At 39.0% G+C, this 16349-nt stretch carries 12 protein-coding genes; 8 read left to right on the forward strand and 4 right to left on the reverse strand.

The features are described from left to right. Window positions 1-33 precede the first annotated feature (33 nt). The 3 genes from JXQ92_RS04245 to JXQ92_RS04255 all read left to right on the forward strand — a co-directional run bounded on the left by JXQ92_RS04245 (window position 34) and on the right by JXQ92_RS04255 (window position 6009). Window positions 34-1323: a peptidoglycan DD-metalloendopeptidase family protein gene (locus JXQ92_RS04245; protein ID WP_421985339.1), complete on the forward strand. Its 1290-nt coding sequence runs from the start codon at window positions 34-36 to the stop codon at window positions 1321-1323. A gap of 63 nt (window positions 1324-1386) precedes the next feature. Further along, on the forward strand, window positions 1387-3696 hold the full coding sequence (locus tag JXQ92_RS04250) for a patatin-like phospholipase family protein (protein ID WP_421985340.1): 2310 nt from the start codon (window positions 1387-1389) through the stop codon (window positions 3694-3696). Window positions 3697-3783: 87 nt separating this feature from the next. After that, window positions 3784-6009: an OmpA family protein gene (locus JXQ92_RS04255; RefSeq protein WP_421985341.1), complete on the forward strand. Its 2226-nt coding sequence runs from the start codon at window positions 3784-3786 to the stop codon at window positions 6007-6009. A 6-nt stretch (window positions 6010-6015) separates the two neighbouring features. Here JXQ92_RS04255 and JXQ92_RS04260 read toward each other — a convergent pair whose 3' ends face one another. Then, window positions 6016-6891, reverse strand: coding sequence for a hypothetical protein (locus JXQ92_RS04260; RefSeq protein ID WP_421985342.1), 876 nt, complete (start codon window positions 6889-6891; stop codon window positions 6016-6018). A gap of 213 nt (window positions 6892-7104) precedes the next feature. Between JXQ92_RS04260 and JXQ92_RS04265 the strand changes: the two genes are divergently transcribed. The 3 genes from JXQ92_RS04265 to JXQ92_RS04275 all read left to right on the forward strand — a co-directional run bounded on the left by JXQ92_RS04265 (window position 7105) and on the right by JXQ92_RS04275 (window position 11091). Then, complete coding sequence (locus JXQ92_RS04265; protein ID WP_421985343.1) at window positions 7105-7641, forward strand: PepSY-associated TM helix domain-containing protein; 537 nt, start codon at window positions 7105-7107, stop codon at window positions 7639-7641. Between the two features lie 85 nt (window positions 7642-7726). Continuing rightward, window positions 7727-10795: an AsmA-like C-terminal region-containing protein gene (locus JXQ92_RS04270; RefSeq protein ID WP_421985344.1), complete on the forward strand. Its 3069-nt coding sequence runs from the start codon at window positions 7727-7729 to the stop codon at window positions 10793-10795. An 80-nt stretch (window positions 10796-10875) separates the two neighbouring features. After that, window positions 10876-11091, forward strand: coding sequence for a hypothetical protein (locus JXQ92_RS04275; protein ID WP_421985345.1), 216 nt, complete (start codon window positions 10876-10878; stop codon window positions 11089-11091). On the opposite strand, the gene purE is transcribed toward JXQ92_RS04275, so the two are convergent. From purE to JXQ92_RS04290, 3 genes are read right to left on the reverse strand one after another with little or no spacing between them, the layout of a single operon-like run. After that, window positions 11088-11594, reverse strand: a complete 507-nt coding sequence (gene purE / locus JXQ92_RS04280) for a 5-(carboxyamino)imidazole ribonucleotide mutase (protein ID WP_421985346.1) — start codon at window positions 11592-11594, stop codon at window positions 11088-11090. The genes JXQ92_RS04275 and purE overlap by 4 nt on opposite strands. Then, window positions 11591-12727 carry a 5-(carboxyamino)imidazole ribonucleotide synthase gene (locus tag JXQ92_RS04285; protein WP_421985347.1) on the reverse strand — a complete coding sequence of 379 codons (1137 nt, stop codon included), beginning with the start codon at window positions 12725-12727 and terminating at the stop codon, window positions 11591-11593. Before JXQ92_RS04285 ends, purE begins: the two co-directional genes overlap by 4 nt. 51 nt (window positions 12728-12778) lie before the next feature. Beyond that, window positions 12779-14578 carry a MutS-related protein gene (locus JXQ92_RS04290; protein ID WP_421985348.1) on the reverse strand — a complete coding sequence of 600 codons (1800 nt, stop codon included), beginning with the start codon at window positions 14576-14578 and terminating at the stop codon, window positions 12779-12781. Window positions 14579-14714: 136 nt separating this feature from the next. Between JXQ92_RS04290 and JXQ92_RS04295 the strand changes: the two genes are divergently transcribed. Then, window positions 14715-15287 carry an RNA polymerase sigma-70 factor gene (locus JXQ92_RS04295; RefSeq protein ID WP_421985349.1) on the forward strand — a complete coding sequence of 191 codons (573 nt, stop codon included), beginning with the start codon at window positions 14715-14717 and terminating at the stop codon, window positions 15285-15287. Window positions 15288-15337: 50 nt separating this feature from the next. After that, on the forward strand, window positions 15338-16348 hold the full coding sequence (locus tag JXQ92_RS04300; protein ID WP_421985350.1) for a FecR family protein: 1011 nt from the start codon (window positions 15338-15340) through the stop codon (window positions 16346-16348). Window position 16349: the final 1 nt, after the last annotated feature.

Consider the following 16349-nt stretch of genomic DNA (forward strand, 5'->3'; position numbering starts at 1 on the left):
TGTTATTTTCGCGTTAAGGCAAAAAAGTTATTCATGAGTAAGCGTTTGGTCACTGTTATTGGAGTCTCTCTGATTGCCATTTTCACCTTAGTATATTTCCTTTCTCCATCATCGTCCCCCTTCGATGATAAAGAGGTTTTCTCTGAGGAGTCGCTAGCTGAAGAAACGCTAGATGACACACCACTTTTTAAATTCGGTATTCCTGTAGATTTATTTGAATTGAAAGAAGGACGCATCAAAAGAAACCAGACTTTCGCCGATATACTTTTGCCTTACAACGTTAGCCGACAAGACATCTTTAATATGGATAAGATTTCGCGCGATGTATTTAGCGTAAGAAGTCTTGTTGTAAACAAAAAATATACAATATTCTATAATTCCGATTCCACTAAAAAAGCATCATACTTTGTATATGAGCCGAATGATTTAGAGTATGTAGTTTATCAGTTGGTGGATTCTCTAGGTGTTTTTAGAGAGTCCCGCGATGTAGAAATTGTTGAGCGAACCATGGCGGGTGTAATTTCAGAAACACTAGATCATTCAATTCGCGCAGAAGGCGGCTCTCCCGCTTTAGTAAATGCTATGGCCGATATCTTTGGCTGGCAAATCGATCCAAAAACGCTCAGAAAAGGAGATTGGTTTAAAATTATTTATGAAGACAGGCTAGTAGAAGGCAAGTCAGTAGGGATTGGAAAAATTATTAGTGCACAGTTTAACCACATTAAGAATGACTACATGGCCTATGGATATGATATGGGTGATGGGCATGAATACTTTGACGAGTCAGGAGAAAGCGTCCAGAAAGCATTTCTCAGATATCCGGTAGCGTTTACCAGAATTTCATCTCAGTATAATCCCAATAGGTACCTGAAAATGTACGGCCGCTATAAGCCACATTTAGGAACCGATTTTGCCGCTAGCAAAAACACACCAATTAAAGCAGCAGCAGATGGAGTAATTGTAGCCAGAGGATTTACGAGACCCAATGGCAACTATATCAAGATTAAGCATAATGGTACCTATACAACCGGATATCTGCATATGAACCGTTTTGGTAAATTCAAACTCGGTCAAAGAGTTAAAAAAGGCCAAACGATAGGTTACGTGGGTAGTACAGGTAGCAGTACTGGAAATCATTTATGCTTTAGGTTCTGGAAAAGAGGAAAACAAGTAGACTTCTTGAAAGAGAAACTTCCGGCAGAAAAACCTTTGCCAGCGGGAGAATTGGTCCGTTTCGATGCATTGATGAGTCTGATGGATAAACGACTAGAAGACATACCAAACACTTGGTCTGACAAGTCGGTAAGCGCGAGCAACGAGTAAATTTTTAAAAGAACCTTTTCTTAAGAAGGTGTATGCCTTCATTTTTTGTTTCTTCCTTCTAGCATGAAGACCTTTGCTTCCATAGCACTATTATTATTGACAAGCACTATTGCGGCACAAAGTGTAGGCTTAGTATTAAGTGGTGGTGGAGCTAAAGGAAGCGCTCACATTGGCGTAATTAAGGCTTTGGAAGAAAATGAGGTTCCAATTGACTACATCATTGGTACTTCAATGGGTGCCGTTGTCGGGGCGCTATATTCTGCAGGGATGAGCCCTGAGGAAATGGAAGCCATTGTGAGTAGCCCTTCTTTTCAACATTGGATGAATGGAACATCCACTGAGAAGTATCAATACAACTATACAAAATCTCAAGACGATGCCTCTTGGCTCAGCTTAGACCTGCTAATTGATGAGAAATCTAAGGCCAGTATTAATACCCCATTGGCCAATGATTTGATCATCAACTTTGTATTAAATGAATACCTGACCCAAGCAGCACAACAAGCAAATTTTGATTTCGATAAGCTTTTTGTACCATTTAAATCCGTTACTGCGGATGTATTCACGCAGAAAGAAATAGCCCTTGATTCAGGTTCAATTATGCAAGCTGTTAGAGCTTCGATGGCAGTTCCTTTCTTTTATAGACCAATTAAATTCAACAACCAGTACCTTTTTGATGGGGGAATCTATAACAATTTCCCTGTAGATATTATGCTCGATGAGTTTAAACCAGATATGGTAATAGGCTCTAATGTGGCCACAAAAAAAGATAAATCATATCCATACGAAACAGATGAGGAAGTGATAAATAACACCCTTCTTTTTATGTTTTTAGATCGTTCTGATCCAGATGAATTAAGAGAAGGAGATGTCTATATAGAACCAAACCTTAAGGGTTACACCGCTCTTGACTTTGATAAGGCCAGTACTCTGGTGGATATCGGATATGAGGCTGCGATGGAGAAGGTGGCAATTCTAAAAGAGAAAGTGAAAAGGACTATCAAAAAATCTGATTTAGAAGAAAGAAGAACGGCACTCAAACAATCTTTTTTACCCTATGAGTTTGGCGCACTAGAGCTTCACGGTTTTGATAAAGACCAACAGAAGTTCGTTAAGAAACTCATTGATTTCACAGATGGCAAAAAAGAGCTTGAATATATACGAAATGCCTATTTTCAGTTAGTTTCAGAACCTTATTTCAAAAATGTTTATCCCAGTTTTTCATATGATAAGAAATCAGAACACTACGTTTTTGATTTGTTCCTAAAACCCACAGCAAAGAAAGCATTGACGCTTGATTTTGGCGGAAATATCGCCACTCGGCAGATTAGTGTTTTACAACTAGGTGCAAAACTAAATTCATTTAAACGAAAGTTGAATACCTATAAACTAAGACTATCAACCGGAAGGTTTTACGAGGCCGTGAGTCTTGGGGCTAGACTGAATATTAATCCAAAAAACAGACTCTTTGTAGAGCCCAATTTCACATTTAATCATTGGGACTACCTAAACACCGGTGATATTCTCGACAAGGATGTGGAGCCATTGGTAATTAACAGAATTGATAGAAGTATTGGGGCTACATTGGGAATAGGCCTAGGAAGAAGAAGCCTAGTCACATTCAATACTCGATTTATTCGCAACACCGATGAGTTTGGCAATAGCATTGTAGTTTCCTCAAATGATGTTTTAGACAAGCTAGACCTAACCTCCTTTGTATCTGAGCTTAATTATGAGCGCAATAGCCTCAATAAAAAACAGTTTCCATCATCAGGCACAAGGTTTTTTGCTTCGGCAAAATATTTCAATGGCTCTATTGATTATAATCCAGGGTCTACTTCTATAATTTTCAACCCGAATCAAGTAACAGAACTTTCTAGAGATGCAAATTGGCTAGCGCTCGATGTTGGATTTGAAGAATACTTTGAAGTGAACAAAAAATATTCATTTGGTTGGATGTTCAACGGACAATATTCAACCTTCGATCCCCTATATAACTTCAGAGGGACTCAAATGTATCTTCCGGTTTTTGAGCCTTTATTCGATTCAAAAACATATTTTTTAGAAAATTATCGCGCACAAGGCTTTGTTGGAGCGGGCATGAAACATGTTTGGAAGCCCAGACGCTCTCTTGAAATGAGATTAGAGCTATATGCATATAGCCCGTTTAAAAGTATAATAGAAGGGTCAAATCAAGAAGCTTTGGTGAATACGGGCTTTGATTCAGTGTCTTTGCTAGGGATGGCTGCATTGATTTATAACACGTTACCAGGGCCAATTAGCCTAAGACTTAACTACATAGAACAGAATAATGTGCCATTTGGACTTATGTTATCATTCGGTTATCTTATCTTTGAGCGTAAACCTCACTAATTGAATTAGATTGCCTAAACTACATATGTTTAATTTCGCACTAGCGTTAAAAGTTTTTTGCGATACGTTTAAGTATTCTCTTCATAGATGAAGCACATTTTAAGACTACTCATTTTCTGCACAGTTATTCAGACGGCTGTCGCTCAAACCACCGTTCAATGGGCAACGCGGGTGGCAGAGGTTTCGTCGGAATTTACTGAACTAGAGCACTCTGCTCGTCAAGCCTTATTGAAACCCAATATTCTTCCTAGTGGAGGTGACAACCCAAATGCTTGGAGGCCTTATAAGCCCAATACGCAAGAATATATAAAAGTAGAATTTGAGTTGCCTATGCCTATTGAGCAAATCGCTATAGGTGAAACTTATAACCCGGGGGCTATTTCAAAGGTTTTTGCCTATGACCCCGATGGGAATGAATATCTTCTTTTCGAACAAGAACCGGGCCCGGTAAGAGAGTTATGGAGAATGTTCAGAATCTTTATCGATAAAACAGAATACAATGTAAAAGCACTTAAAATAATCATAGAAGGTTCTGCTGTAGATGGTTTTTCAGATATAGACTGTATTGGAGTTTCCAATTCAAGTGAACCAGTTCAGGCTAAGATTAACCTAATGCCAGACATCAATACGAAACTTCAAGTCTATCGTTTAAATGACTTGATAAATAGTGATAAACGCGAAATTAAACCCCTACTAACAAGAGATGGCAAAACGCTTTATTATAGTCGAAGAGGCCATGAAGGAAACGTAGGTGGCCTAGATGATTTAGAGGATATCTGGTATTCTGATTTTGATAATATCACACAAGACTGGTCGCTCGGACTAAATATTGGTGAACCGTTAAATAACCTCGACCCTAACTTTATCAGCGGCTTTTTACAAGAAGATGAAGAGTACATAGTGTTAGGAAACGAGTACCTCTCCGGTAGAATGAACTACGGAATTTCTAAAAGCAGAAGACTTAATAAAACTACTTGGACTTACCCTCAAAACATGAGAATCTATAATGATTTAAATGTTCATGAGAATGTGAATTTTGGAATTACAACGGATAGTGAGGTACTCATCATATCAGAAGAAGGTAGAGGAACAGAAGGGCAGAGAGACCTTTATGTAAGTTTCCTTCAAAGAGATGGACTTTGGACCGAACCAATTAGTATGGGCCCAATTATAAATACGGCCGGTGAAGAAGAAGGCCCATTTTTAATGTCCGATAAAAAGACTCTCATTTTCTCTTCCAATGGGCATAGTGGCTATGGGCGGAAAGATCTGTTTATGACAAGAAGGTTAGACAATTCTTGGAAGAGTTGGACAGAGCCAGAGAACTTAGGTCCAGTAATTAATTCGGAAGAAGATGATATGTTTCTCTTCCTACCAAAAGATGGTTCTTTTGGTTATTTCTGTCGAGAGGTAGAAGGAAACGATCTCGATATACATTCCCTAACTTTGCCTTTGGTAACAAGGCAGCTCAGATTAGTAACGCTTTGTGGTAAGATTACCGACCCAGAAAATGGAGGTGCTTTAGACTCTGAAGTTGTATTCTCTAGATTAAGAGACGGTGTAGAAGTAGGCAGGGTAAGAACTGATGCTAACGGAAATTACTGTATAGAATTACCCGCAGATGAAATATATAGCTACAAAGCCGTAATCCCTGGATTTATCCCAGTCGGTTCAACTATCGATTTGCTGGACATTTCAGACTTGAATGTTTATGCCGTAAACCTTGATAGACTAGACCTTGACAGCACTCGTTTAGACTTAGGACAACCGATTGAAGTACCAGAAGATGTAATTAAGGCTGTAGCCATTACATTGGCATTACCAGAGCTTAAAAGAGATACATTTGAAATCCTAAATGCACAGCGAAGAGAACTTGGTTTACCTGACCTAAGTCCAAATGCAGTAATTAGTGGTGTTCAATTACCAACCTTGGCTACGACACCACAAGTAGTAAAAGCTGTTCCAGGTCAATCGTTCGTTATAAAGAATGTCTTCTTTGATTTTGATCTGGCCATACTAAAACCCGAATCCTGGATTGAAATACGGAACCTTGCCGAATTTATGAATGACTATCCAAATGCCATTGTTGAGCTTTCCGGTCATACAGATGCCTATGGTACCGATGATTATAATATTAGACTTTCGAAGCGACGGGTAGAAGCAGTAAAACGAGCTATGGCGTCTTTAGGTATAAGTTCGGAAAGGTTACGATTTGTCTGGTATGGAGAGAAATACCCGATTGCTACAAATTATACTAGGGCAGGGCGGGCCTTAAATCGAAGGGTAGAGTTTCAAATAATAGAATTGGACTAGTTGTTTTTACTTAGTCTGGCTGATTTTCTGTTTTTTAACACGAGTGATGTACTGCTTTAAGTACTTGTTCTTCAGTTCCTCTTTAATGTGATCGTATTTCAATATTTTATTTATAACTAACTGCATCAGCTTTTCATTTCTTTTGGATGGGTAGTGCTCATAGGCTGCTGAGATCATTTCCATCGATAATAAATATTCTTTTTGAATGTAGTATCGGATTGACTCGTTGAAATATTGAAGTCCAGCTAACTCCCTAAGGTTGATTTTTACATGCCCTTCAAATAACTCCCACTCACCTACACTACCTTCGCCTACAGTGGTCAACAATTTTAGTTTACGAGTGTCAAACCCAATTTGTTCCATGTTTTGGGCTAATTTCTTGCTAATACTCATTAACCCACCTTCTGGATTTGTCGATTCTATTAGCATATCTTGACCGTCTACATTCAGTTTTATGAACACATGATTTGGTAACTCTATGATTTCATAGTCAAATTGAAAATGCGATAAAATGAGAGCATAGATCGCTGTACCAGTAAGACAACCAAAATTGCCCGTTTGCATGGTTTCCGCCATAGTGGCTTGCCGTTCATAGTTGATGAGGATTCTTTTGTGGACTTTATAGAAAATCGACCTAAGGAACGCTCTATCTCTCTTTTTGTGCTTCCGAAGTCTTTCAAGAATATCAACTACATCATCGTATGCAGTATATAAATTAGACAATTCAGCGTCATTAGTGCGAAGTTCTTTTTCAATTAAGAATGCCTTAATGGGATGAGTATTTTCTTTTCTGAGTTCAGTAACCATAACATCCATTTGTCCGAAACATGCCGTTTCTAGACAAATCAAAAACACTGTTAATATGGTAATTCTTCCCTTCATCAAGTCTTCACTTACTGATTTATATGACGTTTCTATAAACTCAGCATAACGTTAAGTTAACATTAAGTTAACATTAAAACAAATACGTAAAGTATATACTACCTAAAAAGGCTGTAAACACATCTTTTCAAGATGTAGGTAACATTATGTTAACATAACATTAAGACTTGCACCAAAATGCTTTTTTGTACTTATTGCGCACTGATTTAGAATATGAGCACGAGAACAATTGCGAAGTCGATTAGAGGGTATAGAAAGATTCATAGATATCTTGGTTTAAGCATTGCTATACTCTTAGTTATCAGTGCTATAACCGGTATTCTTCTAGCTTGGAAGAAAGATGTTGATGTGCTTCAGCCTCCAACTCTAAAAGGAGAAGAATTAAGTATCTCAGAATATCAGTCTGTCGATCTATTGGCGAATGCAGCCCTTGCCGCCGTGGATTCATTGAACTTAACCGGTGAAAATCTAGATCGCATCGAATATCGCCCGACTAAAGGAATTGCAAAGGTTATCTTCGATACTGGAAACTGGGAGGTACAAGTAGATGCTACTACATTGAAAGTACTATCCGTGGCAAAAAGACATTCTGATTGGATTGAAAGCCTTCATGATGGATCCATTGTTTCGGACTTTTTTAAGTTGTTCTCCATGAACTTCCTTGGCTTGGGCTTACTACTCCTAATTATCACCGGTTTTTGGCTTTGGTGGGGACCTAAGAAAATAAGAGGTATCAAAAAGAGTCAGTAGTGTTAAAGGTTGTTGAAGATTGCGCTTTACTAGCGCTCTAGACTCAATAAATCCCTAAATTCGAGTTAAGCATATCACAAGTCTTATGAAAAAGGTTGGTAAAATATTTTTGATCGTTCTTGGCGTCCTATTGATGGCCATCATATTAATCCCAGTTCTTTTTAAGGATAAAATCAAGGCTTTGGTTATCAGCGAATTTGAGAAAAGTACCGAAGCTGAACTGTATTTTGGAGACGTAAGCCTGAATCTCTTTAGCAATTTCCCAGATTTCACATTAGGCCTTTCGGATATGGGTATCACAGGTAAAGGAGTGTTTGAGGGGGATACATTACTAAGTGTAGCCAATTTAAGCGCCTCAATTGATTTGCAAGAAGTTCTTTTTGGAGAAAGCATAAATTTAAAATCCATTGAGATGGTTAAGCCTGATATAACCATCATCACTTTGTTAGACGGTTCGGCCAACTATGATATAGCTAGAGAAAGTGCGTCTGAAGAAGTAGCGGCAGAAGAAACAGAAGAAGGAGCAAGCCTAAGTTTAGGGATAAATTCCTTTAGCATAGAAGAAGGAGATTTCGTCTATTATGATCAATCGATAGGCTTCTTTACTCAATTAGCAGATATTAATATTCAAGGTTCTGGTGATTTCGCAGCTGACATTTTCGATCTGATAACGGAAGGAACATTAAATTTGGTTGATCTTAATTACGATGGCACAGACTATGTCACCGATAAGTTGGTAGACATCGATGCGACTCTTTCGATGGATTTGCCCAATTCGAAATACACTTTCAAGGAAAATGAAATATCAATTAATTCATTCCTACTCGCGGTCGATGGATTTTTCGCACTTCTTGACGATGGCTTCGGTATGGACTTGAAATTCAATGCGCCTAGGTCAGAATTTAAACAGTTGCTTTCTCTAATTCCAGGCGTATATACGGACTCTTTTAAAGACTTGAAGTCAGACGGGACACTATCCTTTAATGGCAATGTAACAGGTACATACAATGAGGATTCAATGCCAGCTTTTGGCTTAAATCTAGCGGTTAATGATGGAATGTTTCAATATCCTGATTTACCAGATGCTGTTAGCAATGTTCAAATGAGACTTAATGTTGAGAATAAATCAGGAATCATAGAAGAGACACGGATCGATCTAAGTCAAATGCATCTCGAAATGGGGTCGAACCCGGTAGACGCGAAATTGCTTATGCAGAACTTGAAAGATTTCAGGTTAAATGCAGATATGCAGGGTAAGCTAAACCTGAATGAGTTGATGAATTATTTTCCAATCGAGGGATACGAACTCGCTGGACTTTTAGATTTCAGTGCCCAAGCCGATGGCGTTTATGATAGCGTTAATCACATAATCCCAAAACTAAATATAGACATCAACCTAGTCGATGGACTTATAAAAACTCCAGATTTACCTTCGCCGATTGAAAAGTTTTTGGTGAGTTCTAATATTTCCAACACGACTGGTAAACTAAAGGACACCAAGATTTCTGTTGAAAACATTTCGATGGAGCTAGATGACCAACCATTTCAGTCGAGTATGACACTTCAAAACCCAGATAATTTCGAATGGGATGTGAAAATGAAAGGAAACCTTGACTTAGATAAACTGATGAAGCTTTATCCTATGGAAGGGATGCAGCTAAAAGGTCAAATCTCCACAGAATTATCTAGTAAAGGACGAATGAGTGATTTAGAAGCCAAACGTTATAATAAAATGCCAACTAGTGGTTCGCTAACCTTGGCCAATTTTGACTATCAAGGAGAAGGCATTGATCAGGCGATAACTATCTCTAAAGCGCAAGCCAAATTCACCAATAGCCAAATTGAACTTTCAGAATACAGTGGAACCGCAGGATCGACTCGTTATAACATGACAGGTAAACTCAGTAATTATTTGGGCTTTGCACTCAATGACGAGGTCTTGAAAGGGACGTTATCTGTGACAGCGGACCAGCTAGCGATAAGTGAATGGATGGTAACTGATGAAGTGGCAGAGACGACGGAATCAGAAACAAGTGAAGAAGCAATGGAAGTAGTGAGAATCCCTGAAAATGTTCAGTTCAACCTCCAGACTTCAGTCGATAAAGTTACTTACAACAGCTTAGAGATGAATAATATGAAGGGACAGGTTGTTGTAAGTAAAGGAAAAATAAACCTTAAGGATGCTGGCTTTAACGCAATGAACGGGCGCGTCGATGTAAACGGAGAATATGACAGCAAGCCTGAAAAACCAACTTTCGATTTTAAGTTTGGTGCCAAAGAGATCTCAATTCCTTCCTCATTTCAAGCCCTGGATATGGTACAAAGAATGGCACCCGTAGCTGAAAAAATGACTGGGCAGTTTACTTCTAATTTTAGCTTAAAAGGGTTTTTAGGTGCTGATATGATGCCTGATTATACCTCCCTTACCGGAGGTGGTTTAATACAAGTGCTAGAAGCGAGCTTAGGAGGCAATTCAGATTTACTATCTGGTTTAACCTCGGTGACAAAGCTGGCCAAGGTTGGTACGGCTACATTGGACAAGATCAAGATGACCGCTGAGGTAAAGGAAGGAAGGCTATTTATAAAACCGTTTGACGTAAAATTAGGTGACTATAAAACTGTGGTTTCTGGTAGCACAGGAATTGACGGATCAATTGACTATCTCCTAAAAATGGATGTTCCCGCAGGTCAAGTTGGAGGACAGTTGAATTCATTGGTCTCTTCTTTTTCCGGTGGGCAAAGTCTAGTTGGCGATAACATTACCTTGAACATCGGCATGGGGGGTATATTTTCTAAGCCCGAGTTCTCTTTAAGAAGTGTAAGCTCTGAAGAAGGCGAAACAGTTAAAGGAGCAGTAACTGGTTTGGTTTCAGATAAAGTAGACGAGAAGAAAGAAGAAGCTAAGGCACTAGTAGATGACAAAGTGGCTACAGCAAAAGACTCAGCAACAAAAGTAGTTGAGGCGCAAAAGGATTCCATGACATTAAAAGCGGATGCTTTACTACAAGCACAGAAAGACTCCATTTCTACCCTTGCCGCTCAAAAATTGGGACTGAACAAAGACAGCACAGATAAAAAGCTTGAAGAGGTTAAAAATAAAGCTAAGGGTGTTCTGAAAGGCCTACTTAAAAAGAAGAAGAAAAAGGACAACTAGTCTTGTACACAATTCTTTAATGTTTTGATAAAGGATGTTGTAGGGAGCTAACAACTGCTTTGTGTTAGCATTGCAATACCATGACAACTCCAAACTCGCACACAAAGCCAGGAACCGATTATATAGAGATATTTCGATTACCTATTGATCAAGCGTTCAAAATTAAGGGTGCAATGAAGTCTGGTGACAATAGCCTTACGACCACGGTCAGTGGATCAACCAATGAGGTAATTGAACACGATCAAGTAGATTTCTGGATGGATTTTGGCCCGATTGAAAATAATACTGAGATTTAGACCTTCCAGCCTTTTTGAGCAACCTCGTCTATACTAAGTTCCACTTTATCTTTGAGCGCAGTTTTATACTCTTGCAGATTGTGTGCTACGTTGTCATCAGAGGTTCCAACGATTTGAGCCGCTAGAATACCCGCATTTTTAGCGCCGTCCAATGCAACAGTTGCTACAGGAACGCCCCCAGGCATTTGAAGAATAGATAGAACAGAATCCCATCCATCTATAGAATTACTTGATTTAACTGGCACGCCAATAACAGGAAGTGTAGTCAAAGAGGCTACCATACCTGGCAAGTGAGCCGCTCCGCCAGCACCAGCTATAATGGCTTTAAGTCCTTTAGACTTTGCCCCTTTTGCATAGTCAAACATTCTATCAGGAGTTCTATGTGCTGAAACAATTGTGAGTTCAAATGCTACACCAAGTTCTTCTAAAACTGAAGCTGCCTCACGCATAACACGTAAGTCAGATTGACTACCCATAATGATTCCTACGACTGGCTGACTCATGCTTTTACTTTAAGTTGTGATTTTACGAAGTTAACTTTTTCTCTTAATCGCTCCTTGTCTTTATCCGTTATGGTAATATGGCCCATTTTACGGAAAGGTTTAGTGAGTTTTTTTCCATACAAATGAACGTGAACTCCTGATGTAGCGAGTACTTCATCCATGCCTTCATATTTCGCTTCACCTGTAAAACCATCTTCACCCAAAACATTAAGCATGGCTGAAGGGCTAACGTTTTCTGTAGCGCCAAGCGGCCAATTTAAAATGGCCCTCAAATGCTGCTCGAATTGAGAAGTGACATTTCCTTCGATAGACTGGTGCCCACTATTATGAGTTCGAGGAGCAACTTCATTGACTAAAAGAGTGCCCTCTTTTGTTAAGAACATTTCTATGGCCAATAAGCCTACCATGTCCAATTTTTCAATCAGGTCTTTGGCTAATGACTGAGCCTCATTTTCAACTTTGGCATTAATTTCAGCAGGAGAGAACAAGTATTCTACTAAGTTTTTTTCGGGGTGAAAAACCATTTCGACTGTCGGGAAAGTCTGGATTTCTCCATTTTCATTTCTCGCAACCACAACGGAGAGCTCTTTTTCAAAATCTACTAGGTCTTCAACGAAGCCAGGTGCATCAAATGCCTTATCTAAATCTTCTGTTTTTCTAATTACTTGAACCCCTCTACCGTCATAGCCACCTGTTGCCAACTTGTTTACGAATGGAAGTGAATCCGCAAGCATAGAAACTTCTTCTCGACTATTCACAACTGTAAAACCTGCCGTTGGTATACCGTTCGCTTTGTAGAATTCTTTTTGGTGAAGCTTATTTTGAATAAGCTCAATAATGGCAGGCTGAGGAAATACTTTTTTGCCTTCAGCGGCTAGCTGATGTAATGCTTTCGTGTTGACGTTTTCAATCTCTATCGTAACGAGGTCTTTGTCTTTCCCAAAATCATAAACCGTGTCAAAGTCTGTTAAAGAACCAGTTCTAAACGTAGTAGCAATGTTTTTGCAGGGTGCGTTTGCATCAGGATCGACAACGTGAATATCTAGATTGAAATCAATGGCGGATTGGATCATCATGCGGCCCAACTGACCGCCTCCAAGCACACCTATTTTAAGGTTAGGATTAAACGACATAAAGCAATTCTAAGAATTCTCAAAGTTAGTTAAATAAACTAAAATTGAGGCTTACTCAGGAATGTCTATTCCCATCTTTTGCATCAGTTTGGTAGCATTAAAACTCTTGCAAATACCAGGTGTCAGCGTATAATCAAACTTAATTTCATCCCCGATGATCTCACTATTGAAGCTATAGTTTTTCACTCCTTTCAGCTCATTCGTAATGGTACCAAGCTCAATGTCGTGTGTAGACACAAACCCAAATGCATAGGAAGCGTTAAGTTGTTTGATCAAAGCGAGCGCACCTTTATGACGATCTTTTGAATTTGTCCCCTTCAGTACTTCATCTATCATAAATAGAATAGGAATTTCATTATTGATTGAAGCAAGAAGCTGTTTCAGTCTCTTTAATTCAGCGTAGAACGAAGAAACATTTTCCTCTAAATCATCTTGACTACGCATGCTCGTAAATACGTTTAACGGACTTACCGTCATTTTTTCAGCACAAACAGGAGCACCCATGAGGCCTAAAACACAATTCACACCAACGGTTCTCAGAAAGGTGCTTTTCCCGCTCATATTGGACCCCGTGATTAAGCAGATTCCTCCTTTTCCATGAAACTCGAAATTGTTAGTAACTCTATTCCCAGATTTAATAAGCGGATGCCCAAGAGCTTCTGCTTCAATATCGAAATGATTGGTACTAATAGAAGGGAAATTGAAGTCTGGGTTTGAATAAGTAAAACCAGCAACGCTAGAAAGCCCATCGATTTCTCCGATGGTTTCAAACCAAGTTTTAATATCTGCACTGTTTTGGTTTTTCCAGTTAACAATTTTAATGTACCAGAAAATGTCTAATAGCAAGAGTATGTCAAGCACGATATAAAATACATTGACCCTGTTTTGAAGATTATCCAAAATCAAAGTCAAACTTTTTATAGTTTGGGAGGCGCTGGTTTTATCATTTGAGATCGTCTTTTTTAAATGAACTAATCGCGGGCTTGAGAAATCGGTATTTTCAATCATTTGAATTTGATACCTCATGGCATTCAATGATTTATATCCTTCTTCAGTTCGCTTACTCACTTCATGAACCTTACTCAAAACGCCCCCTAAAATCACTAGGTTAAATATGCCAATCAGTACTGGAATTCCTGATTGAAGTGTACCCAAAGAGCTCAGCACGATAGTGATGACCATCGCCGCAGGTAAAATAGCCAGTGCCACCTTATATAGACCAACGTTTTTTAGTGAATTGTCCTCATTGAGCCAATCGAGCAATGGCTGGTGGTCAATATCAGTATCACTGCTCGCCTTTCCATAAGCCTCAAAATCTTGTCTGAAATCTAAGTTAGATGAAAGCTCTTGAACACTTTTTTGTCTATCCTGAATTTCATCTACAGTGGCTCCAAAACCTAACCATTGGGCCAAAGTCTTTTCCCCTAGAAATGTAGATGTTCTATTGATAAGCTGGAAAAGCGAATGCTTCCCAAAAACATCTAGATCCTCATGATATGGGTGTGTTATATCGTAGTATTTCTTGCCATCCTCAAACTCCTTGAGGTCATTGTCCATTCGTTTTAACTCGTTGGTATTAATCTGCTCACGAGCTTGAGCCAGCTTTAATTCGAACCGAACCGTCGAATGTTTTTTGAGCAAAGCTACATAAGCAACAAACGCTGCCGCTATTGTAAAAAGCATGGCCGCGCCGTCTTTATTGTCTGCAAAAACTATGACTCCTATAGTCGCTCCAACAAACAGAAGCACTCGAACCCATGATAGTGTAGTGTATAAACTTTTGAGATTACCGGCAGTTTCTGAAAACTGCGATTGACGCGTTTCAAAGTTTTTGTAGATGTCTTTTTTCAAGGCAATGTGAGTTAAATCCGGTTTAACGGAAATAATGTATAAATGGATTTCAGAAAGTCTGCTAAACTAGTCAATTGACACATTCTTTCTATTTAGAAATTCTTTATATCTTCAAAGCTTACTGAACAGATAATCTGTGGCTATTGAAGAAAGCGAGTTGCTCGATGCCTTTTCTAAAGGCAGTGAAGCAGCTTTTGAAAAACTATTCGCTGAATACTACGAACCGGCATGTCGGTATGTAATTCGTATTATTCGTGATAGAGACACCACAGAAGAAATTGTTCAGGCCACATTTGTTAATCTTTGGGAAAAAAGGGAGCTCATTCGCTCCGATATTAGTTTCAAATCTTATGTATTTCGAGCGGCCTATAATACGGCCTTGAATTACATTAAACACCGTAAGGTAGTTTCAACTTTCGTTGCTCGAAAACAGGACCGAATTGTAGAAATCCAAAGAGAATTTGTTAGTCACCAACCCGATTTTGAGCTGCAAAACCGTATTAAAGATGCATTGAGTGATTTGCCTCCTCAGTGCCAGCGTGTATTTAGGTTAAGTAGGGAAGAAGGTTTGAAATACCATGAAATAGCGGAAGAGCTAGGCATATCCAAAAAAACCGTAGAAGTACATATGGGAAAAGCCCTTAAGTTGTTGAGAGCTAGTTTAAAGGACTATTTAGTCTTTTTTCTGCCGATTATCACATTGATGTAGGGGTTATGATAGGCTTGGTTGTTAAGTTTGAGAATAGAAAAAAGTAGAAGATGGAAAAGCTGATGGCCGAGTATTTGGCTAATGAGTTAAGTGAGAAGAAACGTTCAGCGTTCGAATTGCAACTTATTGAAGATGAGCAATTAAGAAATGAGTTTGAAGATTATTTGAACTTATGGCACGAATCTGATGGCGCCAATCTGCAATCGTTTGATGCTGATGAGGCTTGGGCAGGTATGTCTATTCAAAAAACTCCTTTGAATAAAACCGCTCGTATAGCGCCTAAACCTAGTTACACTTTATTGAAAATAGCAGCCACTCTATTAATTCTTTTAGTGGCAGGATACTTCTTATCTGATACTGTTAAAGAGACCTTCTCAAGTTCGGATAATAGTATTAAAACACTGAGTGAAATTAGTACTGGTGCAGAAATGAAGGAGTTTGAGCTCCCTGATGGTTCATTGATCAAGCTAAACGCGAACTCGACACTCACGTATGAGCAAGGCTTTGGCGATGCACATAGAAACTTAACGCTAGTAGGCGGCGCTAATTTTGATGTTACGCGCAATGAAGATTTACCTTTTATTATTAGTGCTGAGAAAAGTGAGGTGGAAGTGTTAGGAACTAGCTTCGATGTAAATGCCTACCCAGGTAAAAATATTCTACTCAATGTAACGGAAGGGCAAGTTCGGTTCTCGTCAAATGCAGTGAGCGATCAGAATGGTTTAGTAAAAGCCGGCGAGCGCGCACAATTGTCTCAAGATGGGACGACACTTGAGCAAAGCAAAATGACGGATAATAACTATGCCGCTTGGTGGACGCGAAAATTAGTATTCGAAGCAACTAGTTTCGAGGAGGTTGTTGAAGTGCTAGAAAACACTTATTGGATCGATATTGAATTTAGTGAGGCCTTAAAGGGTTGTGCATTGACGTCCACTTTTGAAAACCTGTCGATTGACCAGGCCTTTGAAGTAATGAAAGCAACACTCCCTCAAAGTCAGTTAATAGTCCTTCGCACTAAAGAAAATCAGATAAAATTAGAAGGAAAGGCATGTGCTAATTAAC

Source organism: Roseivirga sp. (genome assembly GCF_049099775.1).
GTDB lineage: Bacteria > Bacteroidota > Bacteroidia > Cytophagales > Cyclobacteriaceae > Roseivirga.

Bases quoted from the DNA above. Each gene is read 5' to 3' on its own strand.
- JXQ92_RS04255 (WP_421985341.1), top strand. From the start codon at position 3,784: ATGAAGCACATTTTAAGACTACTCATTTTCTGCACAGTTATTCAGACG.
- JXQ92_RS04260 (WP_421985342.1), bottom strand. From the start codon at position 6,891: ATGAAGGGAAGAATTACCATATTAACAGTGTTTTTGATTTGTCTAGAA.
- JXQ92_RS04250 (WP_421985340.1), top strand. From the start codon at position 1,387: ATGAAGACCTTTGCTTCCATAGCACTATTATTATTGACAAGCACTATT.
- purE (WP_421985346.1), bottom strand. From the start codon at position 11,594: ATGAGTCAGCCAGTCGTAGGAATCATTATGGGTAGTCAATCTGACTTA.
- JXQ92_RS04285 (WP_421985347.1), bottom strand. From the start codon at position 12,727: ATGTCGTTTAATCCTAACCTTAAAATAGGTGTGCTTGGAGGCGGTCAG.
- JXQ92_RS04300 (WP_421985350.1), top strand. From the start codon at position 15,338: ATGGAAAAGCTGATGGCCGAGTATTTGGCTAATGAGTTAAGTGAGAAG.
- JXQ92_RS04265 (WP_421985343.1), top strand. From the start codon at position 7,105: ATGAGCACGAGAACAATTGCGAAGTCGATTAGAGGGTATAGAAAGATT.
- JXQ92_RS04270 (WP_421985344.1), top strand. From the start codon at position 7,727: ATGAAAAAGGTTGGTAAAATATTTTTGATCGTTCTTGGCGTCCTATTG.
- JXQ92_RS04275 (WP_421985345.1), top strand. From the start codon at position 10,876: ATGACAACTCCAAACTCGCACACAAAGCCAGGAACCGATTATATAGAG.
- JXQ92_RS04245 (WP_421985339.1), top strand. From the start codon at position 34: ATGAGTAAGCGTTTGGTCACTGTTATTGGAGTCTCTCTGATTGCCATT.